Annotated in this window: 15 protein-coding genes and 2 pseudogenes; 10 read left to right on the top strand and 7 right to left on the bottom strand. The window is 65.4% G+C overall.

What is annotated here, in order from left to right; translation table 11 throughout:
• Positions 1 to 20: 20 nt before the first annotated feature.
• A complete protein-coding gene (locus tag JYG32_RS21245) occupies positions 21 to 776 on the bottom strand; it encodes a Crp/Fnr family transcriptional regulator (RefSeq protein ID WP_213266854.1) in 756 nt (251 codons plus the stop codon).
• 168 nt (positions 777 to 944) lie between these two features.
• On the opposite strand from JYG32_RS21245, the gene JYG32_RS21240 reads away from it, so the two are divergent.
• Positions 945 to 2597: an acyl-CoA synthetase gene (locus JYG32_RS21240; RefSeq protein ID WP_213266853.1), complete on the top strand. Its 1653-nt coding sequence runs from the start codon at positions 945 to 947 to the stop codon at positions 2595 to 2597.
• 24 nt (positions 2598 to 2621) lie between these two features.
• On the opposite strand, the gene JYG32_RS21235 is transcribed toward JYG32_RS21240, so the two are convergent.
• A complete protein-coding gene (locus JYG32_RS21235) occupies positions 2622 to 3053 on the bottom strand; it encodes a YqaA family protein (RefSeq protein ID WP_174383951.1) in 432 nt (143 codons plus the stop codon).
• A 127-nt stretch (positions 3054 to 3180) separates the two neighbouring features.
• A complete protein-coding gene (locus JYG32_RS21230) occupies positions 3181 to 3831 on the bottom strand; it encodes a LysE family translocator (protein ID WP_213266852.1) in 651 nt (216 codons plus the stop codon).
• A 287-nt stretch (positions 3832 to 4118) separates the two neighbouring features.
• On the opposite strand from JYG32_RS21230, the gene JYG32_RS21225 reads away from it, so the two are divergent.
• Both JYG32_RS21225 and JYG32_RS21220 read left to right on the top strand, forming a co-directional pair.
• Positions 4119 to 4601: an Lrp/AsnC family transcriptional regulator gene (locus tag JYG32_RS21225; protein ID WP_213266851.1), complete on the top strand. Its 483-nt coding sequence runs from the start codon at positions 4119 to 4121 to the stop codon at positions 4599 to 4601.
• Between the two features lie 275 nt (positions 4602 to 4876).
• Positions 4877 to 7747 (top strand): alkaline phosphatase family protein, encoded by a 2871-nt coding sequence (locus JYG32_RS21220; RefSeq protein WP_213266850.1) that lies wholly within the window; start codon positions 4877 to 4879, stop codon positions 7745 to 7747.
• 519 nt (positions 7748 to 8266) lie between these two features.
• On the opposite strand, the gene JYG32_RS21215 is transcribed toward JYG32_RS21220, so the two are convergent.
• Positions 8267 to 9916, bottom strand: a complete 1650-nt coding sequence (locus JYG32_RS21215; protein WP_213266849.1) for an IclR family transcriptional regulator — start codon at positions 9914 to 9916, stop codon at positions 8267 to 8269.
• 177 nt (positions 9917 to 10093) lie between these two features.
• On the opposite strand from JYG32_RS21215, the gene JYG32_RS21210 reads away from it, so the two are divergent.
• The 3 genes from JYG32_RS21210 to JYG32_RS21200 all read left to right on the top strand — a co-directional run bounded on the left by JYG32_RS21210 (position 10094) and on the right by JYG32_RS21200 (position 14024).
• Entirely contained in the window at positions 10094 to 11053 is a 960-nt protein-coding gene (locus JYG32_RS21210; protein ID WP_213266848.1) for an MBL fold metallo-hydrolase, read from the top strand.
• Between the two features lie 182 nt (positions 11054 to 11235).
• The gene (locus JYG32_RS21205; RefSeq protein WP_213266847.1) at positions 11236 to 12588 is read left to right on the top strand and encodes an MFS transporter; all 1353 of its coding nucleotides are present in this window, start codon (positions 11236 to 11238) and stop codon (positions 12586 to 12588) included.
• An 83-nt stretch (positions 12589 to 12671) separates the two neighbouring features.
• Complete coding sequence (locus JYG32_RS21200; RefSeq protein ID WP_213266846.1) at positions 12672 to 14024, top strand: MFS transporter; 1353 nt, start codon at positions 12672 to 12674, stop codon at positions 14022 to 14024.
• Between the two features lie 76 nt (positions 14025 to 14100).
• Here JYG32_RS21200 and JYG32_RS21195 read toward each other — a convergent pair whose 3' ends face one another.
• Both JYG32_RS21195 and JYG32_RS21190 read right to left on the bottom strand, forming a co-directional pair.
• Entirely contained in the window at positions 14101 to 15906 is a 1806-nt protein-coding gene (locus tag JYG32_RS21195; protein ID WP_249744843.1) for a sensor domain-containing diguanylate cyclase, read from the bottom strand.
• A gap of 388 nt (positions 15907 to 16294) precedes the next feature.
• Positions 16295 to 17095 carry an SDR family NAD(P)-dependent oxidoreductase gene (locus JYG32_RS21190; protein ID WP_174383335.1) on the bottom strand — a complete coding sequence of 267 codons (801 nt, stop codon included), beginning with the start codon at positions 17093 to 17095 and terminating at the stop codon, positions 16295 to 16297.
• Positions 17096 to 17232: 137 nt separating this feature from the next.
• On the opposite strand from JYG32_RS21190, the gene JYG32_RS21185 reads away from it, so the two are divergent.
• Both JYG32_RS21185 and JYG32_RS21180 read left to right on the top strand, forming a co-directional pair.
• Complete coding sequence (locus JYG32_RS21185) at positions 17233 to 18192, top strand: GlxA family transcriptional regulator (protein WP_213266845.1); 960 nt, start codon at positions 17233 to 17235, stop codon at positions 18190 to 18192.
• Between the two features lie 370 nt (positions 18193 to 18562).
• Positions 18563 to 18844 (top strand): annotated as a pseudogene (locus tag JYG32_RS21180) (IS4 family transposase); the annotation flags it as partial.
• 435 nt (positions 18845 to 19279) lie between these two features.
• Here the strand turns inward: JYG32_RS21180 and JYG32_RS21175 are convergent.
• Entirely contained in the window at positions 19280 to 19702 is a 423-nt protein-coding gene (locus JYG32_RS21175; protein ID WP_213266843.1) for a hypothetical protein, read from the bottom strand.
• On the opposite strand from JYG32_RS21175, the gene JYG32_RS21170 reads away from it, so the two are divergent.
• Complete coding sequence (locus JYG32_RS21170) at positions 19701 to 19883, top strand: hypothetical protein (protein WP_213266842.1); 183 nt, start codon at positions 19701 to 19703, stop codon at positions 19881 to 19883. The two genes, JYG32_RS21175 and JYG32_RS21170, sit on opposite strands and share 2 nt — an antisense overlap.
• Positions 19884 to 20569: 686 nt before the next feature.
• Positions 20570 to 21918, top strand: a pseudogene (locus tag JYG32_RS21165) (IS4 family transposase).
• Positions 21919 to 22545 lie beyond the last annotated feature (627 nt).

Raw genomic sequence — 22545 nt, 5'->3', positions numbered from 1 at the left:
CTTCGCTCATCGCGCCGCGCTCAGATCTGCTCCATCCCGACGCGCGCGAGCGCCCCCAGATCGACGACCTCGATCTGGTTGTACGCGAGCCGCAGCGCGCCGAGTTTCTCGAGTTGCTGCAGCGCCTGGTTGATCCGCTGCCGCGATACGCCGACGAGCATGCCCAGTTCCTCCTGCGAGATCGACAGCGACGGGCCGGTGTCCGGATACAGGTCGGGGTTGAAGAGCTGCGCGAGCGCCTGTGCGACGCGCGCATCGACGTCGAGCAGCCGGCTGTTCTGGATCGACGCGATGAATTCGCCCATCCGGTTGTTCAACTGGTGGATCACGAAACGCGTAAACGGCAGGCTCGTGTCGAGCAGCGCATGGAACGTGTCGGCCGGCACGAACAGCACGGTCGAGCGCTGGATCGCGACGACCTCGTACTTGCGCAGCTCGCGCTTGATCACGCTGCCTTCGCCGAACCAGCCGCCCGACGGCACGCCGGAAAACGTGCAGCCGCGCCCCGACGCGTTGAAGATCGCAAGCTTCAGCAGCCCGCGATGCACGCCGATCCAGTATTCGGACGGCGCGAGCCGGTGCGCGATCACGTCGCCGGCCTCGCACTGCTCGACGCGCGACTGCGCGAGCACCAGCGCCTGGTGTTCGGGCGCGAGCGTGCGGAACCACGCGCACTGGCCGAACAGCGTCGACAGCGCCGGCAGCGGGCCCGGTTCGGGAAGCGCGTCGGCCGGGCGGGCGGTCGCGTCGGGCGGCGCAACGAGGTGGTCGTGCATGGGTGCGGGTTTGCGAGGATAGGGATAACGCGCGGCACTCGAAAGGCACTCTGTCGTTTCGATGACAGACGGCTCACAATAACGCCCGTTAGGCTGTCGGCAATTGAACCACATCAAAACGATTCGGGGTGCATGCACACCGGTCGACAGAACACGGGAGACAGGATCATGACGCAGATGTTCGAGGCCGGGCTCGGCCGCCGCGATGCCAATTACGTACCGCTCACCCCGATCGACTTCCTGGTCCGGACGGCCGAAGTCTATGGCGAGCGCCTCGCGATCGTGCACGGCGACGTGCGGCGCACGTGGGGCGAGACCCATACGCGCGCGAAGCAACTGGCGAGCGCGCTCGCGCAGGCCGGCGTCGAGCGCGGCGACACGGTCGCGGCGATGCTGCCGAACATTCCGGCGATGGTCGAGGCGCACTTCGGCGTGCCGATGGCCGGCGCCGTGCTCAACACGATCAACACGCGGCTCGACGTGCCGTCGGTGCTGTTCATGCTGCGTCACGGCGAGGCGAAGGTGCTGATCGTCGACACCGAATACGCGGAGCTCGCGCATCGCGCGGCGCTCGAGGTGCCGGGCCTGAAGATCGTCAGCGTCGCCGACGCGATGCCGGCCGATCCCGACCGTTTCACGGGCGCGACCGACTATGAAGCATTCGTCGCCGGCGGCGACGCCGACTACGCATGGACGCCGCCCGCCGACGAATGGGACGCGATCGCGCTGAACTACACGTCGGGCACGACCGGCGACCCGAAGGGCGTCGTCTATCACCATCGCGGCGCGTATCTCGCGGCGATCAGCAACCTCCTCGAATGGGACATGCCGAAGCACGCGGTGTATCTGTGGACGCTGCCGATGTTCCACTGCAACGGCTGGTGCTTCCCGTGGGCCGTCGCGGCGCGCGCGGGCGTAAACGTGTGCCTGCGCAAGTTCGACGCGAAGACCGTGTTCGACCTGATCCGCCGCGAGCGCATCACGCACTATTGCGGCGCGCCGATCGTGCAGAGCGCGATCGCGAACGCGCCGGCCGAATTCCGCGAAGGGATCGACCACACGGTGCACGCGATGGTCGCGGGCGCGGCACCCGCGCCGGCCGTGATCGCGAAGATGAAGGAGATCGGCTTCGACCTGCTGCACGTGTACGGGTTGACCGAGGTCTACGGCCCTGCAACCGTGTGCGCGAAGCAGTCGCACTGGGAAGCGTTGCCCGATGAAGAACGTGCGCGGCTCAATGCGCGCCAGGGCGTGCGCTACCACCTGGAAGCGGGCGCGACGGTGCTCGATCCCGACACGATGGCGCCGGTGCCGGCCGACGGCGAGACGCTCGGCGAGATCATGTTCCGCGGCAACATCTGCATGAAGGGTTACCTGAAGAACCCGAAGGCGACCGACGAGGCGTTCCACGGCGGCTGGTTCCATACGGGCGATCTCGGCGTGCTGACGCCGGACGGCTATATCCGCATCAAGGACCGCCGCAAGGACATCATCATCTCGGGCGGCGAGAACATCTCGAGCATCGAGGTCGAGGATGCGCTGTACCGGCATCCGGCCGTCGCGGTCGCGGCCGTCGTTGCGATGCCCGACCCGAAATGGGGCGAGGTGCCGTGCGCGTTCGTCGAACTGCGCGAAGGCACGAGCGCGACCGAGGAGGAGATCGTCGCGCACTGCCGGCAACTGCTCGCGGGCTTCAAGGTGCCGAAGGCCGTGCGCTTCGGCGAGCTGCCGAAAACATCGACCGGCAAGATCCAGAAGTTCCAGTTGCGCAATGCGGTCGGATCGGACAAGGCGATCGACCTCGCGGGCGACAAGAAATAAGAGACGCGTGGCGCGTCGCGCGGCTCAATGCACGACGAGCCACGCGACCGCCAGATAGCGGCCCACCTTCGCGATCGTGACGATCGCGAGAAACGTCGGCAGCGGCTCGCGCAGCACGCCGGCGATCATCGTCAGCGGATCGCCGATCACCGGCGCCCAGCTCAGCAGCAGCGACCAGCGGCCGTAGCGCGCATACCAGCGTTCGGCGCGCGCGAGCGCGGACGGCTTGACCGGAAACCAGCGGCGGTCGCGGAAATGCTCGATGCCGCGCCCGAGCGCCCAGTTGATCACGGAACCGGCGACGTTGCCGATGCTCGCGACGAGCACGAGCGCCCACACGGGTTCGCGCCCGGCGAGCAGCAGGCCGGCGAGCACGGCTTCGGACTGGAGCGGCAACAGGGTCGCGGCGACCATCGACACGGCGAACAGGCCGCCGTAAGTGAGCAATTCGGACATCGCGCGATTGTACCGGCCGTACGGCTGCCGCCCTGGGTCACAGGGTCGGGCGGCATCGGCCGTGCCGAACAGCAGGTGCGAGATCGCCGACTTGTCGATGGTCACGACGAAGCGCGCACCCGGTCGTTCAGTTCCAGCCGACCATGATCGCGCCCATCCCGACGAGAAGCCCGCCCGTCACGCGGTTCATCGCGCGCATCCGTGCGGGCCGCTGCAACGCGCGGCTCAGCCGGTGCGAGAACAGCGCCATCGATGCGACGCCGCCCGCGAACAGTAGCGCGAACGTCGCGGCGAGCAGCAGGAATTGAAGATTCAGGCTCCAGTCGGCATTCGGGCTGATGAACTGCGGAAAGAACGACGGAAAGAACAGCAGCGTCTTCGGATTCAGGCCCGACGTCGCGACGCCGCGCCAGAACAGCGCGCGCCCGGTGTCGGTGTCCGGTGCGGCGCTCGCCGCCGCGGCTTCGGACGATGCGGCGGGCGCGCCGGCCGGTGCGCGGTTGAGCCATTGCTTGCCGCCGAGCCACACGAGATACGCGGCGCCGGCCCAGCGCAGCACGGTCAGCGCGTGTTCGTTGACGTGGACCAGCGAATTCAGGCACAGCGCGGTCAGCGCGAGTTGCAGCAGCACGGCGAGCGTGCCGCCCCACACGCACGGCAGCGCGCGACGCCAGCCGGCGCGTAACGCCTGGTTCATCGTGAGCAGGTTGACGGGGCCGGGCGCGTAGATGAGAACGACGGAAGCAGCGAGGAACGACAGATAAAGCCTGAACGACATGGCGGGAAGGGCAGGAACGGGGATGCAGGCACCGGCTCCGCACGCGGTCGGATAGGCGTGCGGGCGGCGGGGAATCGCATGCCTGCTTGTCCGGCACCGCAACTCGTGATTGCGGCCGTGCGTCCCGGTGCGAAGGGGTTGTCGCGGGGAGCGTGCCGGGCAACAGGCATGGTGAAAATGTATCAAGCGAGCCGGTTAAAAGGCTTCCTGTTTTCCGGCAAAACGGGCCTGAAACCAGAATCCTGTTCAGATAGAATGCCGATTTTCAGTAGAAGATTCTTCTCATCATGGCTATCCGCGAACGCACGCCGAAAACGCTCGACAATCAGGACCGCAAGATCCTTGGCGCATTGCAAAAAAATGCGCGGCTGTCGAACGCCGAACTGGCCGAACAGATCGGCATGTCGACGACCGCGTGCTGGAACCGCACGCGGCAGCTCGAAGTCGACGGCTACATCGACGGTTACGTTGCGCTGGTCAACCAGCGCATGCTCGGCTACGCGGACATCGTGATCCTCGAAGTCACGCTCGATCGCCACGAAGACGATGCGCTTGCGCGTTTCGGCGCCGAACTGGCGGCGCTGCCGGAAGTGCTCGAGGCGTATCTGGTATCGGGCGAGTACGACTACTGGATCAAGGTCGCGGTGGACGGCACGGCCGGCTACGAGCGTTTCCTGCGCGAAAAGCTGTACAGGATCTCGAGCATCCGTCACAGCCGCTCGATGTTCGCGCTGCGCTGCATGAAGGATGTGCCTTCGATCCAGGTGTGAACGTTCGGGGCGTGGGGCGCTGCGCGCGCGACACTGCGCGTGTTGTCGGTCGCCCGCGATCGGTGTGCCCGCCCGTCGTCGACGCGCAATGCGCACGGTCCTGCGCTCGCACCGAGTCGTGACGGAAAGCAAAACGAAAGAACTTGAAATGCCTTCGGCAAGGTTGGCGTCACCGGTGGTTCATTCGCGGTCATTATCCTGCTGTTCGTTACGAATTATTACTGCCCGTTACGGCGGGCCAGTGAAAACGTTCTCATCGACGAACAGGAGCATCCGTGTACAAGATTCTCGTCCTAGCCGGAGCGGTTGCCGCGACATTGACCGCGTGCAACAGCGATTCCGTGAACACGACCGCGACGCTCGGCGACACGACATCGACGCTGCTGTCGACCGGACAGCGCATCACGCCGGCGGCCGCGCCCGGCACGACGCTCGTCGCGCTGAATCCGGGGCTGCAGGATGTGCCGGACCTGATCGCCGGCCAGCCGGTGTCGGAGGCGCTCAGTCCGGACCGCAAGACGCTGCTGGTGCTGACGAGCGGCTACAACAACAGGCTGGACGCGGGCGGCAAGCTGATCAATGCCGATTCGAACGAGTATGTGTTCGTGTTCGACGTGTCGGGCGGCACGCCGGTGAAGAAGCAGGTGCTGCCGGTGGCGGACACCTACGTCGGCATTGCTTTCGCGGCGGACGGCCAGCATTTCTACGTGACCGGCGGCGGCGACGACAACCTGCACGTGTTCGCGTTGTCGCAGGGCGTGTGGGGCGAAGCCGGCGCGCCGATCGCGCTGAATCACAAGGGCGGCAACGGCCTCGGCAGCTCGCCGCTCGCGACCGGCGTCGACGTGACGGCGGACGGCAAGCGCGCGGTCGTCGCGAACCGCTATCACGACAGCGTCACGCTGGTCGATCTCGCCGCGGGCGCCGTGCTCGCCGAACGCGATCTCCGCCCGGGCAAGAGCGGTGGCGCGTCGGGCACGCCGGGCGGCGAATATCCGAACGCGGTGCGCATCGTCGGCAACAAGACGGCCTACGTGTCGAGCGAACGCGATCGGGAGGTCGTCGTCGTCGATATCTCGACCAATGCACCGCAGGTCGTCACGCGTATTCCGGTCAAGGGCAACCCGAACAAGATGGTGCTGAACCGGGCGCAGACGCGCCTCTACGTCGCGTCAGACAACGCCGACATCGTGTCGGTGATCGATACGGCATCGAACAAGGTCGTGTCGAGCGTGTCGACGGTTGCGCCTGCGGGGCTCGTCACGGAAATGCAGTATCGCGGCGCGTCGCCGAACGGGCTCGCGCTGTCGCCGGACGAAACCGCACTGTACGTGACCAATCGCGGCACCAACGACGTCGCGGTCGTATCGCTGTCCGGCGATACGGCGAAAGTCACCGGACTGATTCCGACCGGATGGTATCCGTCCGATGTCGCGGTCGGCGCGAACAACGCGCTCTATGTGGTCTACACGAAGAACATGCCAGGGCCGAATCCGGGCAACTGCAAGGACAGCGGCCGGACCGTGCCGTGCCCGGTCAAGAACTCGCCCGTGCACCTGGTGCAGAACCAGTACATCGAGCAGTTGAGCAAGGGCGGCTTCATGTGGATGCCCGCGCCGGACAGCGCGACGCTCGGTCTGCTGACGAAGCAGGTCGCCGACAACAACAGCTTCAATGCCGCGCTCTCCACGGCCGATGTCGCGACGATGAACGCGCTGCGACAGAAGATCAAGCACGTGATCTATATCGTCAAGGAGAACCGCACGTATGACCAGGTCCTCGGCGATCTGGGCCGCGGGAACGGCGATCCGTCGCTGGCCGAGTTCCCGGACGCGACGACGCCGAGCATGCACGCGCTCGCGAAGACGTTCGTCACGCTCGACAACTTCCACGATTCCGGCGACGTGAGCGGCAACGGCTGGCCGTGGTCGACCGGCGCGCGCGAATCCGACGCCGGCGCGAAGATGCTGCCCGTCAACTATGCCGGCAGCCCGGCGCGCAGCGGCTCGCGCGGCGGCTCTTACGACTGGGAAGGCCAGAACCGAAACGTCGACGTGGGCCTGACCGGCGCGCAACGCACGACGGCGAACCCGCTCACGCCGGCCGATCCCGACCTGCTGCCCGGCACGGCAGACGTGTCGGCGCCGGACGGCCCGTCCGACGCCGTACAGCAGGGCTATATCTGGAACGCCGCGTTGCGCGCGGGCCTGACGGTGCGCAACTACGGCTTCTTCATGGATATCTCGCGCAACGGCGGCCCGAACGCGATTCCGATGGATCGCGCGCCGTTCGCCGACAACAAGGTGCAGGGGTACAGCGTGACGCCTGCGCTCGTCGATCGCACCGATCCGTATTTCCGCGGTTATGACAACGCGTATCCGGACCTGTACCGCGAGCTGGAGTGGGAGCGCGAATTCAACCAGTTCGTCGGCAACGGCCAGATGCCCGCGCTGACGTTGTTGCGCCTGCCGCATGACCATACCGGCAGCTTTGCGTCGTCGCTGGACGGCGTCAACACGCCGGAGCTCGACATGGCAGACAACGACTATGCGGTCGGCCGCGTCGCGCAGACGCTGGCGAACAGCCCGTATGCGTCGGACACGCTGATCTTCATCGTCGAGGACGATGCGCAAGACGGACCGGACCACGTCGACGCACATCGCAGCACGGCATTCGTGATCGGGCCGTACGTGAAGCAGAACGCGGTCGTCAGCACGCATTACACGACGGTCAACATGATCCGGACGATCACGGAGGTGCTGAATCTCGATCACCTCGGGCTGTTCGACGCGACGCAAGGGCCGATGACCGACGTGTTCGACATGAGTCAGTCGAAGTGGACGTACAAGGCGGTCGCGTCGGGCCTGCTCGCGAATACGCAGTTGCCGATCCCGGCGGGCGACATCAAGACGGCCGCGTTGAAGCCGACGCACGGGATGCGCTACTGGGCAGCGGTCACGCGCGGGATGGACTTCTCAGTCGAGGACCGGCTCGATGCGGTCGCATACAACAAGGTGCTGTGGAAGGGGCTGATGGGTGCGAAGGCGTACCCGGTGCGGCCGGGCGACACGCAGCAGGCGACGCGGCGGCACGACGACGATGACGACGCGCGGCCGACGACCGCGAAGCATGCGGTGAAGGGCTGACGCCCGTCCGTCGCGGGAACCTGGCCGGGAGACCGGCGCAGGCCGCGGCGGAAAGCATGCCGGATGACGAATGACGGTCCGCTCGACGGACCGTCATTCATTTCAAACCTGTGCAGCCCCGGTCGTTCCGCTCAGCGCGGGAGGCGCGCGTGTGCTTCGGCGATGACTTTGCAGTTCTCGAGGTGGAGTTGCCAGGCTTCTGCAAGCAGCTCGCCGACACGTGCGAGCCAGCCAGCGGATTGGGTGGAACGATCGGAGACATTGGACGTTTGCATGACGAAGCCCCATAGAGGTGGCGAGTTAGGGATAACCCTAATCATAGCGAAACGTCACCGCCTTGTGAAATGCGATTTCGTTATATGAGAATTACTGACAATTTATGTTGCTGCTGCGCAACATGAATTTGGGCGATTCGCCAGGTCGCGGACAGGCGCGACAAGGCCGTGGCAAGCACGGCCTTGCGAGGAGAACGAGAGGGGGAATCGAGCGACGGGGAGGACGGCAGCGGCGCTGCGTCGATTACCGGCCGATCCACCCGAACCGCCACGACAGCCGCCGCGTCGCGGCGAGCAGCGTCTGCGCGAGGTCGCTGTCCGGCCCGCGCGGGAAGCCGCGCGACGAGCCGATGATCGCGATCACGAGCCGGATGCTGCCGGTGTGATCGAACACGGGCGCGGCGACCGTCCCGATGCCCGGCACCGGCGCGTCGAACGCGAAATCGAGCGCGTCCGCGCGGATCGCCGCGAGCCGCGCGCGGAATGCATCGTCGGCCTGCGCCGGGCCGCTGCCGGCGAGGCGCACGGGTTCGTTGGCGAGCAGGTCGGCCAGCACGTCGTCGGACATGCCGGCCGCGAAGATCCGGCCGATCGCCGTATTGACGAGCGACATCACGGTGCCGACCTGCAGGCTCACGTGCTGCGGCCGCGCCGATTCCTCGAGGCGGATCACGGTCGGCCCGAGCGGCCCGAGCGTCGCAGCGGCCACGCTCATGTCGGTCGCGGCGGCCAGCGCGACGATCTCGGCTTCCGCGTCGCGCGTCGGCGACACGCGCTGCATCGCGATCAGGCCGAGCGCCTGCCCGAGCGGGCCGCCGTCGAAACAGCCCGCGTCGTCGCGGCTCAGCAGGCCGATCTTCTGCAGGCTGACGAGATGCGGAAACGCCTTTGCCGCCGGCATCCCGGCCGCCGCCGCGAGATCGCGCAGCGGCAACGCGCGTCCGGCCGATACCAGCGCGAGCAGCAGTTCACCGGTGCTGTCGAGCGCATTGATCCCGCGCTGCGCCTTCGCGTCGTCGGCCAGCGCGGGCGGCACGCGCGGTGCGCCCGCCGCGGGCACGGGCGACGGTTCCGCACGTTCCGCGCCGAGCGACGCGGTGGCCTGCCGCGCCGCATCGCGCAAGGCGGCCGCGATCGGGCCGTCCCAGCCGACATCGATCGACCCGCTCGAGCCGATTACCGTCAACGCGAGCTGCAGGCGCCCGTGCGCGTCGAATACCGGCACGCACATCGCGCTGACACCGGGGCTCGGCCGGTCGACGCCGCGTTCGATGCCGCGCGCGCGGATCGCGTCGAGTTCGGCCAGCCGTGCTGCGGCGTCCGGCGCCGGCTGAGCGCCTTCGGCGCCCGCAAGCGTATCGCCCGCGCCGGCCTGGCTGGCCGCCATCGCGTCGAGTTGCGCGGGATCGCCGAACGCGCGGAACACGCGGCCGGTCGCCGTCGTGTCGAGCGACATCACCGAACCGACGTGCAGGTTCACGTGCAGCGGATAGCCGCCGTGCTCGATGCGCACGATCGTCGGGCCGAGCGCGCCCGGTACCGACAGCGCGACGCTCAAGCCCACCGCTTCCGCGAGCCGCACCGCGTGCGGCAGCGCCGCGCGGTAGGCCGGCTGGCGCTCGATCGACATCAGCCCCAGCCGTAACGACAACGGGCCCGGCTCGTAATTGCCGGTGATCGCGTCGCGCTTCACGAGCGCGAGCCGCGTCAGGCTGACGAGATAGGTATGCGCCTGCGCGGTCGACAGGTCGGCTGCCGCGGCCAGCTCCGACAGCCCGAGCGGCTTGCGCCGGCGCGCGAGCGCGTCGAGCAGCCGGCCGCCGACCTCGACACTCTGGATCCCGCGCTGCGCCTTGGGCGGCGCGTCGTCTGCGCTGACTTCGTGGTTCTGCACGCGATGATTCTTCCGTTGACGAAACCCCGCATGGTATCCGACGCCATTTATCGCGCCAGCCCGCAGGTTTACCCGTATTAGACAATAGCAAGCACGTTTGCCATTGACAAATAAGCGACGCGGGAAGATGATCCGCTCACTCCCCTCAACACATGGCTCGCAGCCACGGAACGCAACATGGCCAAAGCATTCGCCTCCCAAGCCGATCTGGAAGAGAAGAAAGTCACCTGGACGCAGTTGTCCGAGAACGCGTACGCGTACACCGCCGAGGGCGATCCGAACTCGGGCGTGATCGTCGGCGACGACAGCGTGCTGATCGTCGACACGACCGCGACGCCCGCGATGGCGCAGGACCTGATCGCGAAGATCCGCAGCGTGACCGACAAGCCGATCAAGCACGTGGTGCTGTCGCACTACCACGCGGTGCGCGTGCTCGGCGCGTCCGCGTATTTCGACGAAGGTGCGCAGCACGTGATCGCGAGCCGTGGCACCTACGAGATGATCGTCGAGCGCGGCGAGGCCGACATGAAGTCGGAGATCGAGCGCTTCCCGCGCCTCTTTGCCGGCGTCGAGACGGTGCCCGGCCTGACCTGGCCGACGCTCGTGTTCGAGCGCGAGATCACGCTGTTCCTCGGCAAGCTCGAAGTGAAGATCATGCATGTCGGCTCGGGCCATACGAAGGGCGACACGATCGTCTGGCTGCCGTCGCAGAAGGTGCTGTTCTCGGGCGACCTCGTCGAATACGACGCCGCGTGCTACTGCGGCGACGCGCAGCTCGAACAGTGGCCGGCCACGCTCGAGGCGCTGCGCGCGCTCGGCGCCGAGAAGCTCGTGCCGGGCCGCGGCCCCGCGCTGCTGAATCCGGCCGACGTGAACAAGGGCCTCGACTACACGAAGGATTTCGTCACGACGCTGCTCGCGCAGGGCCGCAAGGCCGTCGAACGCAATCTCGACCTGAAGGCGTCGATGGCGCTCACGCGCGAAGCGATGGATCCGAAGTTCGGCCACGTGTTCATCTACGAGCACTGCCTGCCGTTCGACGTGTCGCGCGCGTTCGACGAGGCGAGCGGCGTCGCGCATCCGCGCATCTGGACGGCGCAGCGCGACAAGGAAATGTGGGCCGCGCTGCAGGACTGAGCGGCACACGGCGGCGGGGCGTTCGCGTGAACGCGTCGCCGTTTCCCTGAGGGCTGCGGGAATCGCTGCGGCGTTGCGCCGAGGTTCCGGCAGCCATATCCGGTCTCACAAGAAAGCAGGGCGCATGCACGCCCTCGGAGACTGCTGCGCGCTCGATTCGCGCAGCCCGTTTGGAGAGAGACATGCCCCAATCGCTTCCCGCCGAAGCGACGCTCGCGCACGCAAGCGCTTCGGCGTCGACTTCCGCATCCGAATCCGGCGACGCGCTGCTGTTCCGCAAGATCGCGTGGCGGATCGTCCCGTTCCTGTTCCTCTGCTACGTCGTGTCGTTCCTCGACCGCATCAACATCGGCTTCGCGCAGTTGCAGATGAAGCACGATCTCGGCTTCAGCGATGCGATGTACGGCCTCGGCGCCGCGGTGTTCTATGTCGGCTACGTGTTCTGCGAAGTGCCGAGCAACCTGCTGCTCGCGCGTTTCGGCGCGCGCCGCACGTTCACGCGGATCATGCTGCTGTGGGGCATTGCGTCGACGGGGATGATGTTCGTGTCGCAGCCGTCGCATTTCTACGTGCTGCGCTTCCTGCTCGGCGTGTTCGAAGCCGGCTTCTTTCCCGGCATCGTGCTGTACCTGACCTGGTGGTTCCCCGCGAACCGGCGCGCGGCGGCGATCTCGGTGTTCTTCGCGGGCGTCGCCGTGGCCGGCGTGCTCGGCGGCCTGATGTCGGGCTGGATCATGCGCGACATGAGCGGCGTGCTCGGGCTGCACGGCTGGCAGTGGATGTTCGCGATCGAAGGCGCGCCGGCGATCCTGCTCGCGTTCGCCGCGTTCACGTTCCTCGTCGACCGGCCGCGGGACGCCGCCTGGCTCACGTCCGATGAAAAGGCGCGCGTCGCCGCGCTGTGCGCGGACGGCCGCGGGCACGGCGGCGCGCACGACGGGCGCAGCCTCGCGGCCGCGCTCGCGAACCCGCGCGTGTACCTGTTCGCGTTCATCTATTTCTCGCTGACCTGCGCGTCGCTGACGCTCAACTTCTGGATGCCGCTGATGATCCGCGACTTCGGCGTGACCGACGTCGTTGCCGTGAGCCTCTACACGGTCGTGCCGAACGCGGTCGGCGCGGTCGGGCTGATCCTGATCGCGCGCCGCTCGGACCGCACCGGCGAGCGCCGCAAGCACTTCGCGTGCTGCACGATCGGCGGCGGGCTCGCGCTCGCGGCGCTGACGCTGCACCTGCACAGCTTCGCGGCGATGCTCGCGTGCCTGTCGATCGCGGCGACGCTGATCTTCGCCGCGCTGCCGATCTTCTGGGCCGTGCCGACCCGTTACCTGTCGGGCAACGCGGCCGCGGCCGGGATCGCGCTGATCAGCAGCATCGGGATCACGAGCGGCATCGTCAGCCCGTGGGTGATCGGAATCATCCGCACGCGCACGGGCAGCATGGATCTCGCCGTGTACCTGCTGGCCGCGCTGCTGGTCGCCAGCGGCATCGCGCTGATGCTCGGCGTGAAGGGCGAAGCCGCGCAGCGCGACTGAGCAACGGCCGGCCGCTGCCCGCGGGCGGCGGCGGCCGGCGCGTCGTGTTCGCTCCGCATTCGAATCCATCGAGGAGACGATCGATGTCAGCCCCTCTTCAAGCGAGCGCCGCGCGCGCCGTCGCATCCGGCACCGGTTCGACGGACGACGACGCGCTGTACCGCCGCATCGGCATGCGGATCGTGCCGTTCCTGTTCGTCTGCTACATCGTGTCGATTCTCGATCGCAGCAACATCGGCTTCGCGCAGTTGCAGATGCGGCAGGATCTCGGCCTGACCGACGCGATGTACAGCCTCGGCGCCGTGCTGTTCTTCGTCGGCTACGTGCTGTTCGAGGTGCCGAGCAACGCGCTGCTGCGCCGCTTCGGCGCGCGCCGCACGTTCGCACGGATCATGTTCTTGTGGGGCGCGGTGTCGGTCGCGATGATTACCGTCGACAGCGCGAAGCATTTCTACGTGCTGCGCTTCCTGCTCGGGCTGTTCGAGGCCGGGTTCTTCCCGGGCGTGGTGTTCTACCTGACGTACTGGTATCCGGCGCGGCGGCGCGCGTCGGTGCTGTCGATCTTCTACGCGGGTGTCGCGGTGGCCGGGATGGTCGGCGGGCTGCTGTCGGGCTGGCTCATGCGCGGGATGTCGGGCGTGCTCGGGCTGCACGGCTGGCAATGGATGTTCGCGATCGAGGGCGCGCCCGCGATCCTGCTTGGCGCGATCGCGTGGTTCTGGCTGTGCGATCGTCCGGAGCACGCACGCTGGCTGTCGGACGCCGACCGGCAGCGGCTCGCGTCCGACCTGGCCGCCGATGGCGCCGGTGCGGGCACGCATGCGCCGCATTCGCTGCGGCAGGTGCTGGCCGAACCGCGCACGTACCTGTTCGCGTTCATCTATTTCTCGCTGACCACCGCGCTGCTGATGCTGCTGTTCTGGATGCCGCTGATGATCCGCGAATTCGGCATCCATGACGTCGTGCAGATCAGCCTGCTGTCGGTCGTGCCGAACGCGATCGGCGCGGCCGGCCTGATCGCGATTGCGCGGCGCTCGGACCGCAAGCGCGAACGGCGCCGGCACTTCGCCGCGTGCGCGTTCGGCGGCGCGGTGGCGCTCGCGCTGCTGACGCTGCACCTGCCGAGCATCGTCGCGATGATGGCGTTGCTGTCGGTCGCGGCGATGCTGATCTTCGCCGCGCATCCGGTGTTCTGGGCCGTGCCGTCCGCGTATTTCTCGGGCGCCGGCGCGGCGGGCGGGATCGCGCTGATCAGCAGCATCGGCGTGTCGAGCGGGATGATCACGCCCTGGCTCGTCGGGCTGATCCGTACGCGAACCGGCAGCATGGATTCGGCGATGCTGATGATCGCGGCGCTGCTGGCCGCGTGCGCGGTCGCGATGTTGCTGGGCGTGCCGAGCGGCGACGCGGGCGCGCGAGCGGAGGCGCCGCGTTGAATGCGAGGTCGGGCGATTGGGCGGCCGGTGTTGCCGCTGTCCGTCCGGTTCGAGGCGGGGGCCCTTGCCGCCACGGCTACGCCCGATACACCTCGATCCGGTTGCGCCCGCGTTCCTTCGCGAGATAGAGCGCCTTGTCGGCGCGCGACAAAGACTGGTACGCGCCGAAGTCGGACGCGCGCATCGCGTCGATGCCGATGCTGACGGTCAATTCGACCGGCTGACCCTCGTGCATGAGCCGTGCCTGCAGCGCATGCTGCTGCAGGCGGCGCGCAAACGCGAACGCCGTATCGAGGTCCGCTCCCGGCAGCACGATCGCGAATTCCTCGCCGCCGACCCGGCCGACGATCCCGTCCGGTCCGGTTTCCGCGAGCAGCAGTCGCGCGAAATGCCGGAGCGCGCGGTCGCCGAGCGGGTGGCCCCAGCGGTCGTTCAGCGCCTTGAAGTGATCGAGATCGAGCATCAGCACCGCGGCGGCCCGGCCGGTCGCGCGCACGCAGCGCAGCGCGGCTTCGCTTTGCCGCATGAACGCGTGGCGGTTCGACAGTTGGGTCAGGTGGTCGGTCGTCGCCATCCGGTGCAGTTCGGCCTCGATGCGTTTGCGGTCGGTCGCGTCGGTGATGAAGCCGTGCCACACGGTGCCGCCGTCGGCCGTGCGTTGCGGGCGCGCATCGCCTTCGCGCCATCGCAGGCCCTGGCCGGGCAGCAGCACGCGATATTCGAGTCGCCACGGCGTCAGTCGCGCTGAAGACTCATGCAGCGACTGCCGATACGCGATCAGGTCGGCCGGATGGATCCGTGCCTCGACCGCCTCCGCGTTGCGGGCGATCTGCTCGGGCGTGAGTTCGTAGATGTCGCTGACACCCGCACTCGCATAGGAAAAGAAGCGGTGCCCGTCGGCCGCTTGCCGCAACTGGAACACGAGCCCGGGAACCTGGTCGGTGAGATCCGTGACGAGCGCGGCCGAGTCGCGCAGCCGCATGGCAAGCTCGCGCAGCGCCGTGATGTCGGTGGTCGTGCCGACCATGCGCAGCGCGCGGCCGTTGCCGTCGCGGCTGATCACCTTGCCGCGGCTGCGGATCCACTTGTACGTGTCGTCCTTGCAGCGGATGCGGTGCTCGACTTCGTAGCTGTCGGTCCGGCGCTCGAAGTGCGCGAGCATGGCTGCTTTCACGTCGTCGATATCGTCCGGATGCAGCCGTTCGTACGCATCCTCGATTCGGCAGCTCAACTCGTGCGGCGCGTAGCCGAGCATCGCCTCCCAGGCCGGCGAGTAATGGATCTCACCGGTTTCCACGTTGCGATCCCACACGCCGGTGCCGCTTTCGGTCAGCGCGAGCGTCGTCAGCGTGCCGTGTTCCTCGACGATGGTGAGCCGTTCGCGCAACGCGGCTTCCGCAATCGCGCGGGCAAGCGCGCGTTCGGCCAGCGCGGCGAGGTCGCGCAGCAGCGCGCATTGCGTGGCGTCGAGCGTCAGGGCAACAGGGTTGACGATGCACAGCGTGCCGAGCGCAGCGCCGTCGGGCGCGACCAGTTCGCAAGCCGCGACGACCTGCGGCGCGTGAGGCGGACTGTCGTCGGATTGCAGGTTGCCGCTCGCGCCGAGAAGGACGAATCGTCTGTCGGCAGACGGATCTCGTTCAGCCGGTGGCGGGAAGAAATCGCCGGGGAGCGGGGCGGGCAGCGTCCCGTCGGCCGCCAGCACGTGTTGCATGCCGGCTTCGGCGTGCGCAACGAAAGCGCCGGCCGTGCCGAAATGCGCACGCGCGACGCGGCAGACGGTCTCCAGTTCGGGCGGCGCAAACGCCGGCTGACCGTCGGCCGAACCACGCGCGGCGGCCGGCGCGGCGCCGGCCTCGGTGATGAACATACGGAACCGCATGGTCGAATTCCGCAACGGACGATTGCCCAGGTGATCGGACGAATGCCGACCGGATGATGTGCTGCTCGGGAAACTGCGATCGTAGAGCTTACTGTTGCACAAATTGTGTGGCAAGCGGGTTGGAATGGGATTTCAATGCGATCCATTTGCGCTTGCCGGGAAAGAATCCGGGGGTGTTTTCCCGGCGTTTTCCCGGCACGCGGGTGGCCGGACGCCGTGCATCGCCGGTGCCTTCCCGCAGACGAATGAGGCGACCGACGCTCGCCCGGAAATGTGCCGCCGAACACCGGATGACCGCCGGCCGATTCTCCGCGTGTCACCTCGTGCCGTAGCACGCTTCGGTGTTCGGCAAGTTTGCCGCCTTCGATCCTCAGGAAGTCCGGCGCGATCAGCGTACCGACGCGTAGCGCGGCGCGGGCGTATCGGTCGACAGGTGCGGCGCCATCGTGCGGCGCGCGGCTTCGTACGCGTCCCATTCGTCGGCCGCGTGCAGCGACGGAATCGTCACGAGTTCGCCGCGATCGAAACCGACCAGCGCCGCGTCGACCATGTCGGGCGCCGGCATCACGATTTCCTTCGGCAGGTGTTCGAGCGGCAGGCCGCCCGTCTGCCAGAAATCGGTGGCCGTCGCGCCGGGCAGCACGGCCTGCACCTGCACGCCCTTGTCGGCGAGTTCGTGATGCAGCGACTGGCTGAACGCGAGCACGAACGCCTTGCTGCCGCCGTACACGCCGTTCAGCGTTTCCGGCGAGATCGCGACGATCGACGAAATATTGATCACCGCGCCGTGGCCACGGGCGACGAAGCCGGGCACGGCCGCATAGGTGAGGCGCGTGAGCGCGGTCACGTTCAGGTCGATCATCCGCGTCATCGCGTCGACGTCGCTGTCGAGCAGCGGCGCATGCGTGCCGACACCCGCGTTGTTCACGAGCAGCGTGATGCTCGCGTCCTGCTTCAGCTTCGTTTCGACGGCGGCGAGCGCCGCGCGGTCGTTGAGGTCGGCGTCGACGATCTCGACGCTGCGCTGCGTGTCGTTCGTGATGCGCTCGGCGAGGGCGGCCAGCCGGTCGCGGCTGCGCGCGACCAGGATCAGGTCGTAGCCGCGGCGCGCGAGCCGGTCGGCGTAGACGGCGCCGATGCCCGACGAGGCGCCGGTAATGAGGGCGGTACCGCGATGTGCTTGAGTCATGATGTCGCTCCGTGTCGATGAAGTTGGCCGAATGGCGTGAATGCATTCTGGCCTCGGATCGCTGCGACACAAATGACGTAGATGGGTATGATTCAGGACATAGGGCCGCTCGCCGTGCCCGGGACTGGAGAACACGCATGCACCGAATCGGCTTTCTGATCAGCGACGGCTTCCAGATCATGGCGCTCGCCGCGCAGTCGGTGTTCGAGTACGCGAACCTGGGCGCGGGCGAGCCGTTCTATGTGATGGACAACTATTCGGTCGAAGGCGGCGACGTGCGCTCGTCGCTCGGGTTGTCGGTCGCGACGCGAGCGCTGCGCGGGCGGATCGACGTCGATACGTGGATCGTCGCGGGCGTCAACGATCCGCTCGCTTCGCCGGCGTCGGCCGGCGTGGTCGCGTTCCTGCGCCGCGCGAACGCGCGTGCGCGGCGGATCGCCGGTATCTGCACGGGCGCATTCGTGCTGGCCGAGGCCGGACTGCTCGCGCAGCGTCGCGCGACGACGCACTGGGCGTTCGGCCGAGACATGCAGCGGCATTACCCGAAGATTCGCGTCGAGGAAGACCGGATCTACATCGTCGACGGTCCGATCTGGACCTCGGCCGGGATGACGGCCGGCCTCGACCTCGCGCTCGCGATGGTGGAAAAGGATCTCGGTGCCGATGCCGCGCGTTCGGTCGCGCACAAGCTCGTGATGCACCAGCGCCGGGCCGGCGGCCAGTCGCAGCATTCCGAAATGCTGGAGCTCGCGCCGAAATCCGACCGGATCCAGAACGCGCTGAACTACGCGCGGCAGAACCTCGGCCGTGCGCTGACCGTCGAGGAACTGGCCGATGCGGTCCACCTGAGCCCGCGGCAGTTCAGCCGCGTGTTCGCGCTCGAAACGGGGCAGTCGCCTGCGAAGGCGATCGAGCGGTTGCGGCTCGAGTCCGCGCGTCTGATGATCGAACAGAGTCGCCATCCGCTCGACGTGATCGCGAAGGAGAACGGTTTTCGCGATCGCCGGCATATGCGCGAGGCGTTCGTGCGCGGGTTCGGCGTGCCGCCGCAGGCGATGCGTCGCGAAGCGCGCACGGATGACCGGGGAGGTCGCTAGGTCGGTGGTCGCCGCGGGCAGGGGCAGGCGGACGAATCGGGGCGGAGTGGGCGGGAGTTGTTGTCGGCTGGATTCGGCCATCTACAGACGTTCGCCCACGTCTTCGCACGGACGTTCACACGTTGGCGTTGCACCGCTATCGGACGTTGGCACGCCGTTTCTGTCCGGCGCGTCGTCGGCCAATAACGGCCGTTCAGGTAATCGACGAAGTTAACGGCATCGTCTTATACATAAATCAGCTCTCCGCAACCGTAGACCGGAACGAATCGTTTTCGATCAATGAGATGGACCGTGGCTTGTAAACTTTCGGCGCATCGCGTTTACTCTCGCCTTTTGCGTGAACGCCTTGGCTCTGGAAGCACCCTGCTGGATGATGCACATGGGCCGCAGTTGCCCCGATCTGGAAGCCGAACTGTTCTTCGATGCCGATGAAATACGCGGCATGTATTTGCTGACCGACCTCAAGCAGCCGGCCAAGCCAAAGCTCAACGAGGTGCTGCGCCCGATCGCGCGCCTGGGCGGATTCCTCGGCCGCAAGGGCGACGGCGAACCCGGTGCGAAAGCCATCTGGCTCGGACTCAAAGAGGTTCATGTCGCTGCCAAGACGTTGCAGAAGTTGCGTGCCGGCGGTCACACCGACAATTGTGTATAAGCCGATGGCCCAAACCCGCTCGCTCCAGTTGCTTCAAGATCTTCTCGCCGGCTTCCATCATGTCGTGTGCGTCGTCGACGTCTTGCGAGCGCTACTCGTAGTCCACGAATCGGACAAGCCGAAGGTATCGCGCGTTGGCTAATGTGGAGTTCCTGGGATTTCGCGGAGAGTCTGTAACCAACGGGCAGGAAGGTTGCATCGGTGCACCGCGCACTGCGCCACATCGACAAGCTGGCGCGCGCTGCCGAGAGGTAACCGATGGAAAGCGGTGCCCCCGATGCGTTTGCGCTCGACAAGCTCCGGCGAACGATCGGCGTCGCGAGATTCGACTGACCTGCATCCGCCGCACGGACGACAGGCTGCGCCGCGTTACCAAAAAATGAAAACAATCAACCAATTTGAACAATTTCCTATCAATTTAAATATTCAAATCAACTAATCCTCATCATCTTCGGAAATGCGAGCGGTTGCCGTAATAAACGGATCAAACGACATAATCGCCGTTCCGTCATCAAGATTCAAAGTCATACTGTATTGGATTTTGTTGCCAGCCTTTGCAACAAACGCCTGCGCGCTGACTGCACCACCCGTCGGGATTGGGGGATCAACGATAATCATGCCGCTCTCGACGGCCTGCCCGGTAATAGCGGTTATTGCGACATCATTCCCGGGATTAATCGATGCAACAGTCCACTGAATCGTATCTTTCACCTTGCACGTCGTCAGCAATTCATTTCCGCCCTCTCCGTTGATTCCGACATATCCTGTCGAATCCACCATGTACACATATTTTGAGAGGTTCTTCTCTTGAATGGCTTTGGAAACATTGACCACCACAAGAACGTAACGAGTCGCCATGGAATCCGCTTTTATCAAGGTTGATGGAAGTCCAGAAAATCAGCCCGAGATGCCCGAAAAAACAATCGGCTCAAGTAAAAATTTCCAAAGCTGTATCCAAGAGCATCTCACGCGGTCTGAATCTATGCCATCGCAGCGCGGAAATCAATTACAGGCAGGTGTAATGTTTCGCAGAAAATAGTTTCAATCCGTTCGATTGTTAAAAAATCCGCAAAACTTCATTTTTGGTTGGAAAATCAAAATTTTCATCTATGCTTGATTCCCGAGTCGCATCGAAACGCACAATCCGCACCCAATTTCATGATGGAGAGAAAAATGGAACATGACGCCCCCTTGAATCTCGAAACTTACACGGACGTAATAGTCTCTCGAATCGAAGCAAGTCCCAGCCTCTACGTCAACAACCCGATAATCACCCTGTCGAAAGTGAACGGGGAGGAACTGCAACAGAAATTCTACGTAGATGTAGCAAAGAGCCTATATGCGGTAGATCACATTTATATCGCACTGTTGGCGGGGCTTTTCTCAGGTCGCCCGCTAATCGTGCAAACTACCGAGATAATAACGAATGGATATAGAAACATCACCAACTGCATCATTTCTGGCCCTTCTCGATCACAATAAGCCTAAAGAATTCCATTCAGCCCATTGCCGCGGCTGAATACGATCGCGAGTTCGCGCGCGACCGGTTGCTACGCTACCTGAACCGCTGAAGCGCCTACACCGGCCAGGCATACAGCATGTCGTTATACACATCGTGACCGGCGAATCGGGGCGGCGAATGAATACGTTTACTTTCAATGACATAGAACAGGGCTTGTAAACTGTAGGCGGATCGCGTCTACTCTCCGCTTTTGAGCGGATGCCTTGGTGACGGAATCGACGCCCTGGACGCAAACGGAATTCGAGCAACTGGACCTGGGAGACGCGCGCCTGACAAGCGAGCGAGGCTTTTGATGGAAAGAATGGCGGCCGATCCGACGGCCAGCTTGCCGCAGGCATGTCATGGTTGGGGCGAAACGATAGCTGCGTACCGCTTCTTCGACAACGACAAGGTCCAGTGGCATGCGATTCTGGAGCCGCATTGGCTGCACACGCAAAAGCGGATGCAAGCGCATCAGGTCGTGCTCTGTCTGCAAGACACCACCGAGCTTGATTTTAACGGTCAGGAGACGATCGGACTGGGGCCATTGACCTACGAGGCGCAGCGCGGGATGTTGGTTCACCCGACCTATGCGGTGACGCCGCAGCGCGAGCCGTTGGGTATTCTGGACGCGTGGATGTGGGCCCGCGAGAAGAAGGACGAATCGGGTCAGCGTGGCGGCCCCAAGGAAAGTTTGCGTTGGATCGAAGGCTATGAGCGCATCGCCGAGATGGCGCCGGAAATGCCATCGACCCGCCTGGTGTATGTGGCCGACCGCGAAGCGGATCTGATGGCGTTGATGGAGTGCGCCGATGCGCTGGGCAACCCGGCCGACTGGCTGGTACGTGCCGCGCATAACCGCTGTCTGCCTGAAGGCGATAAGTTGTGGGAGCGCACCACGCGCGGCGAAGCGGTGGGCGAAATCGCCTTCACGATGGCCGCGCGCCAAGGCGTGAGAGCGCGCACGGTGCGCCTGCGTCTATGGCTGCAGCGCGTGGCGTTGCCCGCGAGCAAGGGCAAAAGCATCGCTGCAACGTGCCTGGTCGCGCGGGAGTTTGACGCGCCTGCTGGCGTCAAGCCGATCGAATGGCGCTTGCTGACTAACCGGGCGGCTACCACGCTGGATGAAGCGATCGAATTGATCGAGTGGTATCGGGCGAGATGGGAAATCGAGATCCTGTTCAACGTTCTGAAGAACGGCTGTCAGGTCGAAGAATTGCAGTTGGGCACGATTGAACGACTTGAGCGTGCGTTGGCGCTGTTTCTTGTGGTGGCTTGGCGCGTGAACAATCTGATGCGGCTGGGCCGGACCTGTCCTGATTTGGACGCGCATCTGTTCTTCGATCCCGATGAAATTCGGGCTGCCCACTTGCTCACGAAATCGCGTATGCCAGCGCAACCCAAGCTCAACGACGTGTTGCGCCTGGTCGCACGCCTCGGCGGTCTCCTCGCTCGCAAGGGCGATGGCGAACCCGGCACAGAGACCATCTGGAAGGGACTCACGAAAGTTCATATCGCCGCGGAAACCATCCGCCTATTGCGCGACGACGGCGGTGACGAGACTTGCGTATAACGAGATGAGTTAACGGTCCCGAATGTCGGCTCGCGGCTAACCCGAGTAGGCGCAACCAACCACGCAACCTGACCATCCCGCGTCCGACCCTCGATTCGTCGTCAAGCACGAATGAGGTTTCCAGTTACTGAAGTTTGTCAGATGGATGCGCGCGACTATACTTCCATCGTCTGACGAAATTGGGCCAATCTTTGGGGCGGGGCTTGACTACAACACCTGCGCGCCCGACATACGGGATCCCGCGGTGAGTCGACGTTGACGCATTGAACCAAAATCGCCGCAAGCGCCGAGCGGCCGGAATCGTCCAACTGTCCTAAGCAATCGTGTATCTGCGGACCGACCCGTCACCGTGGAGCCTTCGACCGACCTCACATTGCCGATTGGTTCGATACGAGTGCAATCGCGACGGGCGGGATCGATGCGTCCCTATACGTGTCCGGCGCACTTTTTGTCGGCGAAACACTTGAGATCGGTTCGTTTCAGCGGCAACCGTTAGCGGGATTGCGGGGAGAACCTGGCATGCGTTTTCAATCTAGGCTTCACCACGGACAGGGGGAGGCACGGTCCTGGCCTCACGCCGGGGCTTACATGGAACCGCACAGGCTACCCAAGGGCGTGCGCCCCGGC

Origin of the sequence: Burkholderia pyrrocinia (genome assembly GCF_018417535.1) — a bacterium.
Taxonomy (GTDB): Bacteria; Pseudomonadota; Gammaproteobacteria; order Burkholderiales; family Burkholderiaceae; genus Burkholderia; species Burkholderia pyrrocinia_E.
This window is presented reverse-complemented; position numbering and strand designations above follow the sequence as displayed.

Coding starts and splice junctions, on each gene's coding strand:
- JYG32_RS21170 (WP_213266842.1), top strand. CDS start 19,701: ATGGAATCCGCTTTTATCAAGGTTGATGGAAGTCCAGAAAATCAGCCC.
- JYG32_RS21230 (WP_213266852.1), bottom strand. CDS start 3,831: ATGTCGTTCAGGCTTTATCTGTCGTTCCTCGCTGCTTCCGTCGTTCTC.
- JYG32_RS21240 (WP_213266853.1), top strand. CDS start 945: ATGACGCAGATGTTCGAGGCCGGGCTCGGCCGCCGCGATGCCAATTAC.
- JYG32_RS21235 (WP_174383951.1), bottom strand. CDS start 3,053: ATGTCCGAATTGCTCACTTACGGCGGCCTGTTCGCCGTGTCGATGGTC.
- JYG32_RS21200 (WP_213266846.1), top strand. CDS start 12,672: ATGTCAGCCCCTCTTCAAGCGAGCGCCGCGCGCGCCGTCGCATCCGGC.
- JYG32_RS21225 (WP_213266851.1), top strand. CDS start 4,119: ATGGCTATCCGCGAACGCACGCCGAAAACGCTCGACAATCAGGACCGC.
- JYG32_RS21185 (WP_213266845.1), top strand. CDS start 17,233: ATGCACCGAATCGGCTTTCTGATCAGCGACGGCTTCCAGATCATGGCG.
- JYG32_RS21245 (WP_213266854.1), bottom strand. CDS start 776: ATGCACGACCACCTCGTTGCGCCGCCCGACGCGACCGCCCGCCCGGCC.
- JYG32_RS21205 (WP_213266847.1), top strand. CDS start 11,236: ATGCCCCAATCGCTTCCCGCCGAAGCGACGCTCGCGCACGCAAGCGCT.
- JYG32_RS21190 (WP_174383335.1), bottom strand. CDS start 17,095: ATGACTCAAGCACATCGCGGTACCGCCCTCATTACCGGCGCCTCGTCG.
- JYG32_RS21210 (WP_213266848.1), top strand. CDS start 10,094: ATGGCCAAAGCATTCGCCTCCCAAGCCGATCTGGAAGAGAAGAAAGTC.
- JYG32_RS21175 (WP_213266843.1), bottom strand. CDS start 19,702: ATGGCGACTCGTTACGTTCTTGTGGTGGTCAATGTTTCCAAAGCCATT.
- JYG32_RS21195 (WP_249744843.1), bottom strand. CDS start 15,906: ATGCGGTTCCGTATGTTCATCACCGAGGCCGGCGCCGCGCCGGCCGCC.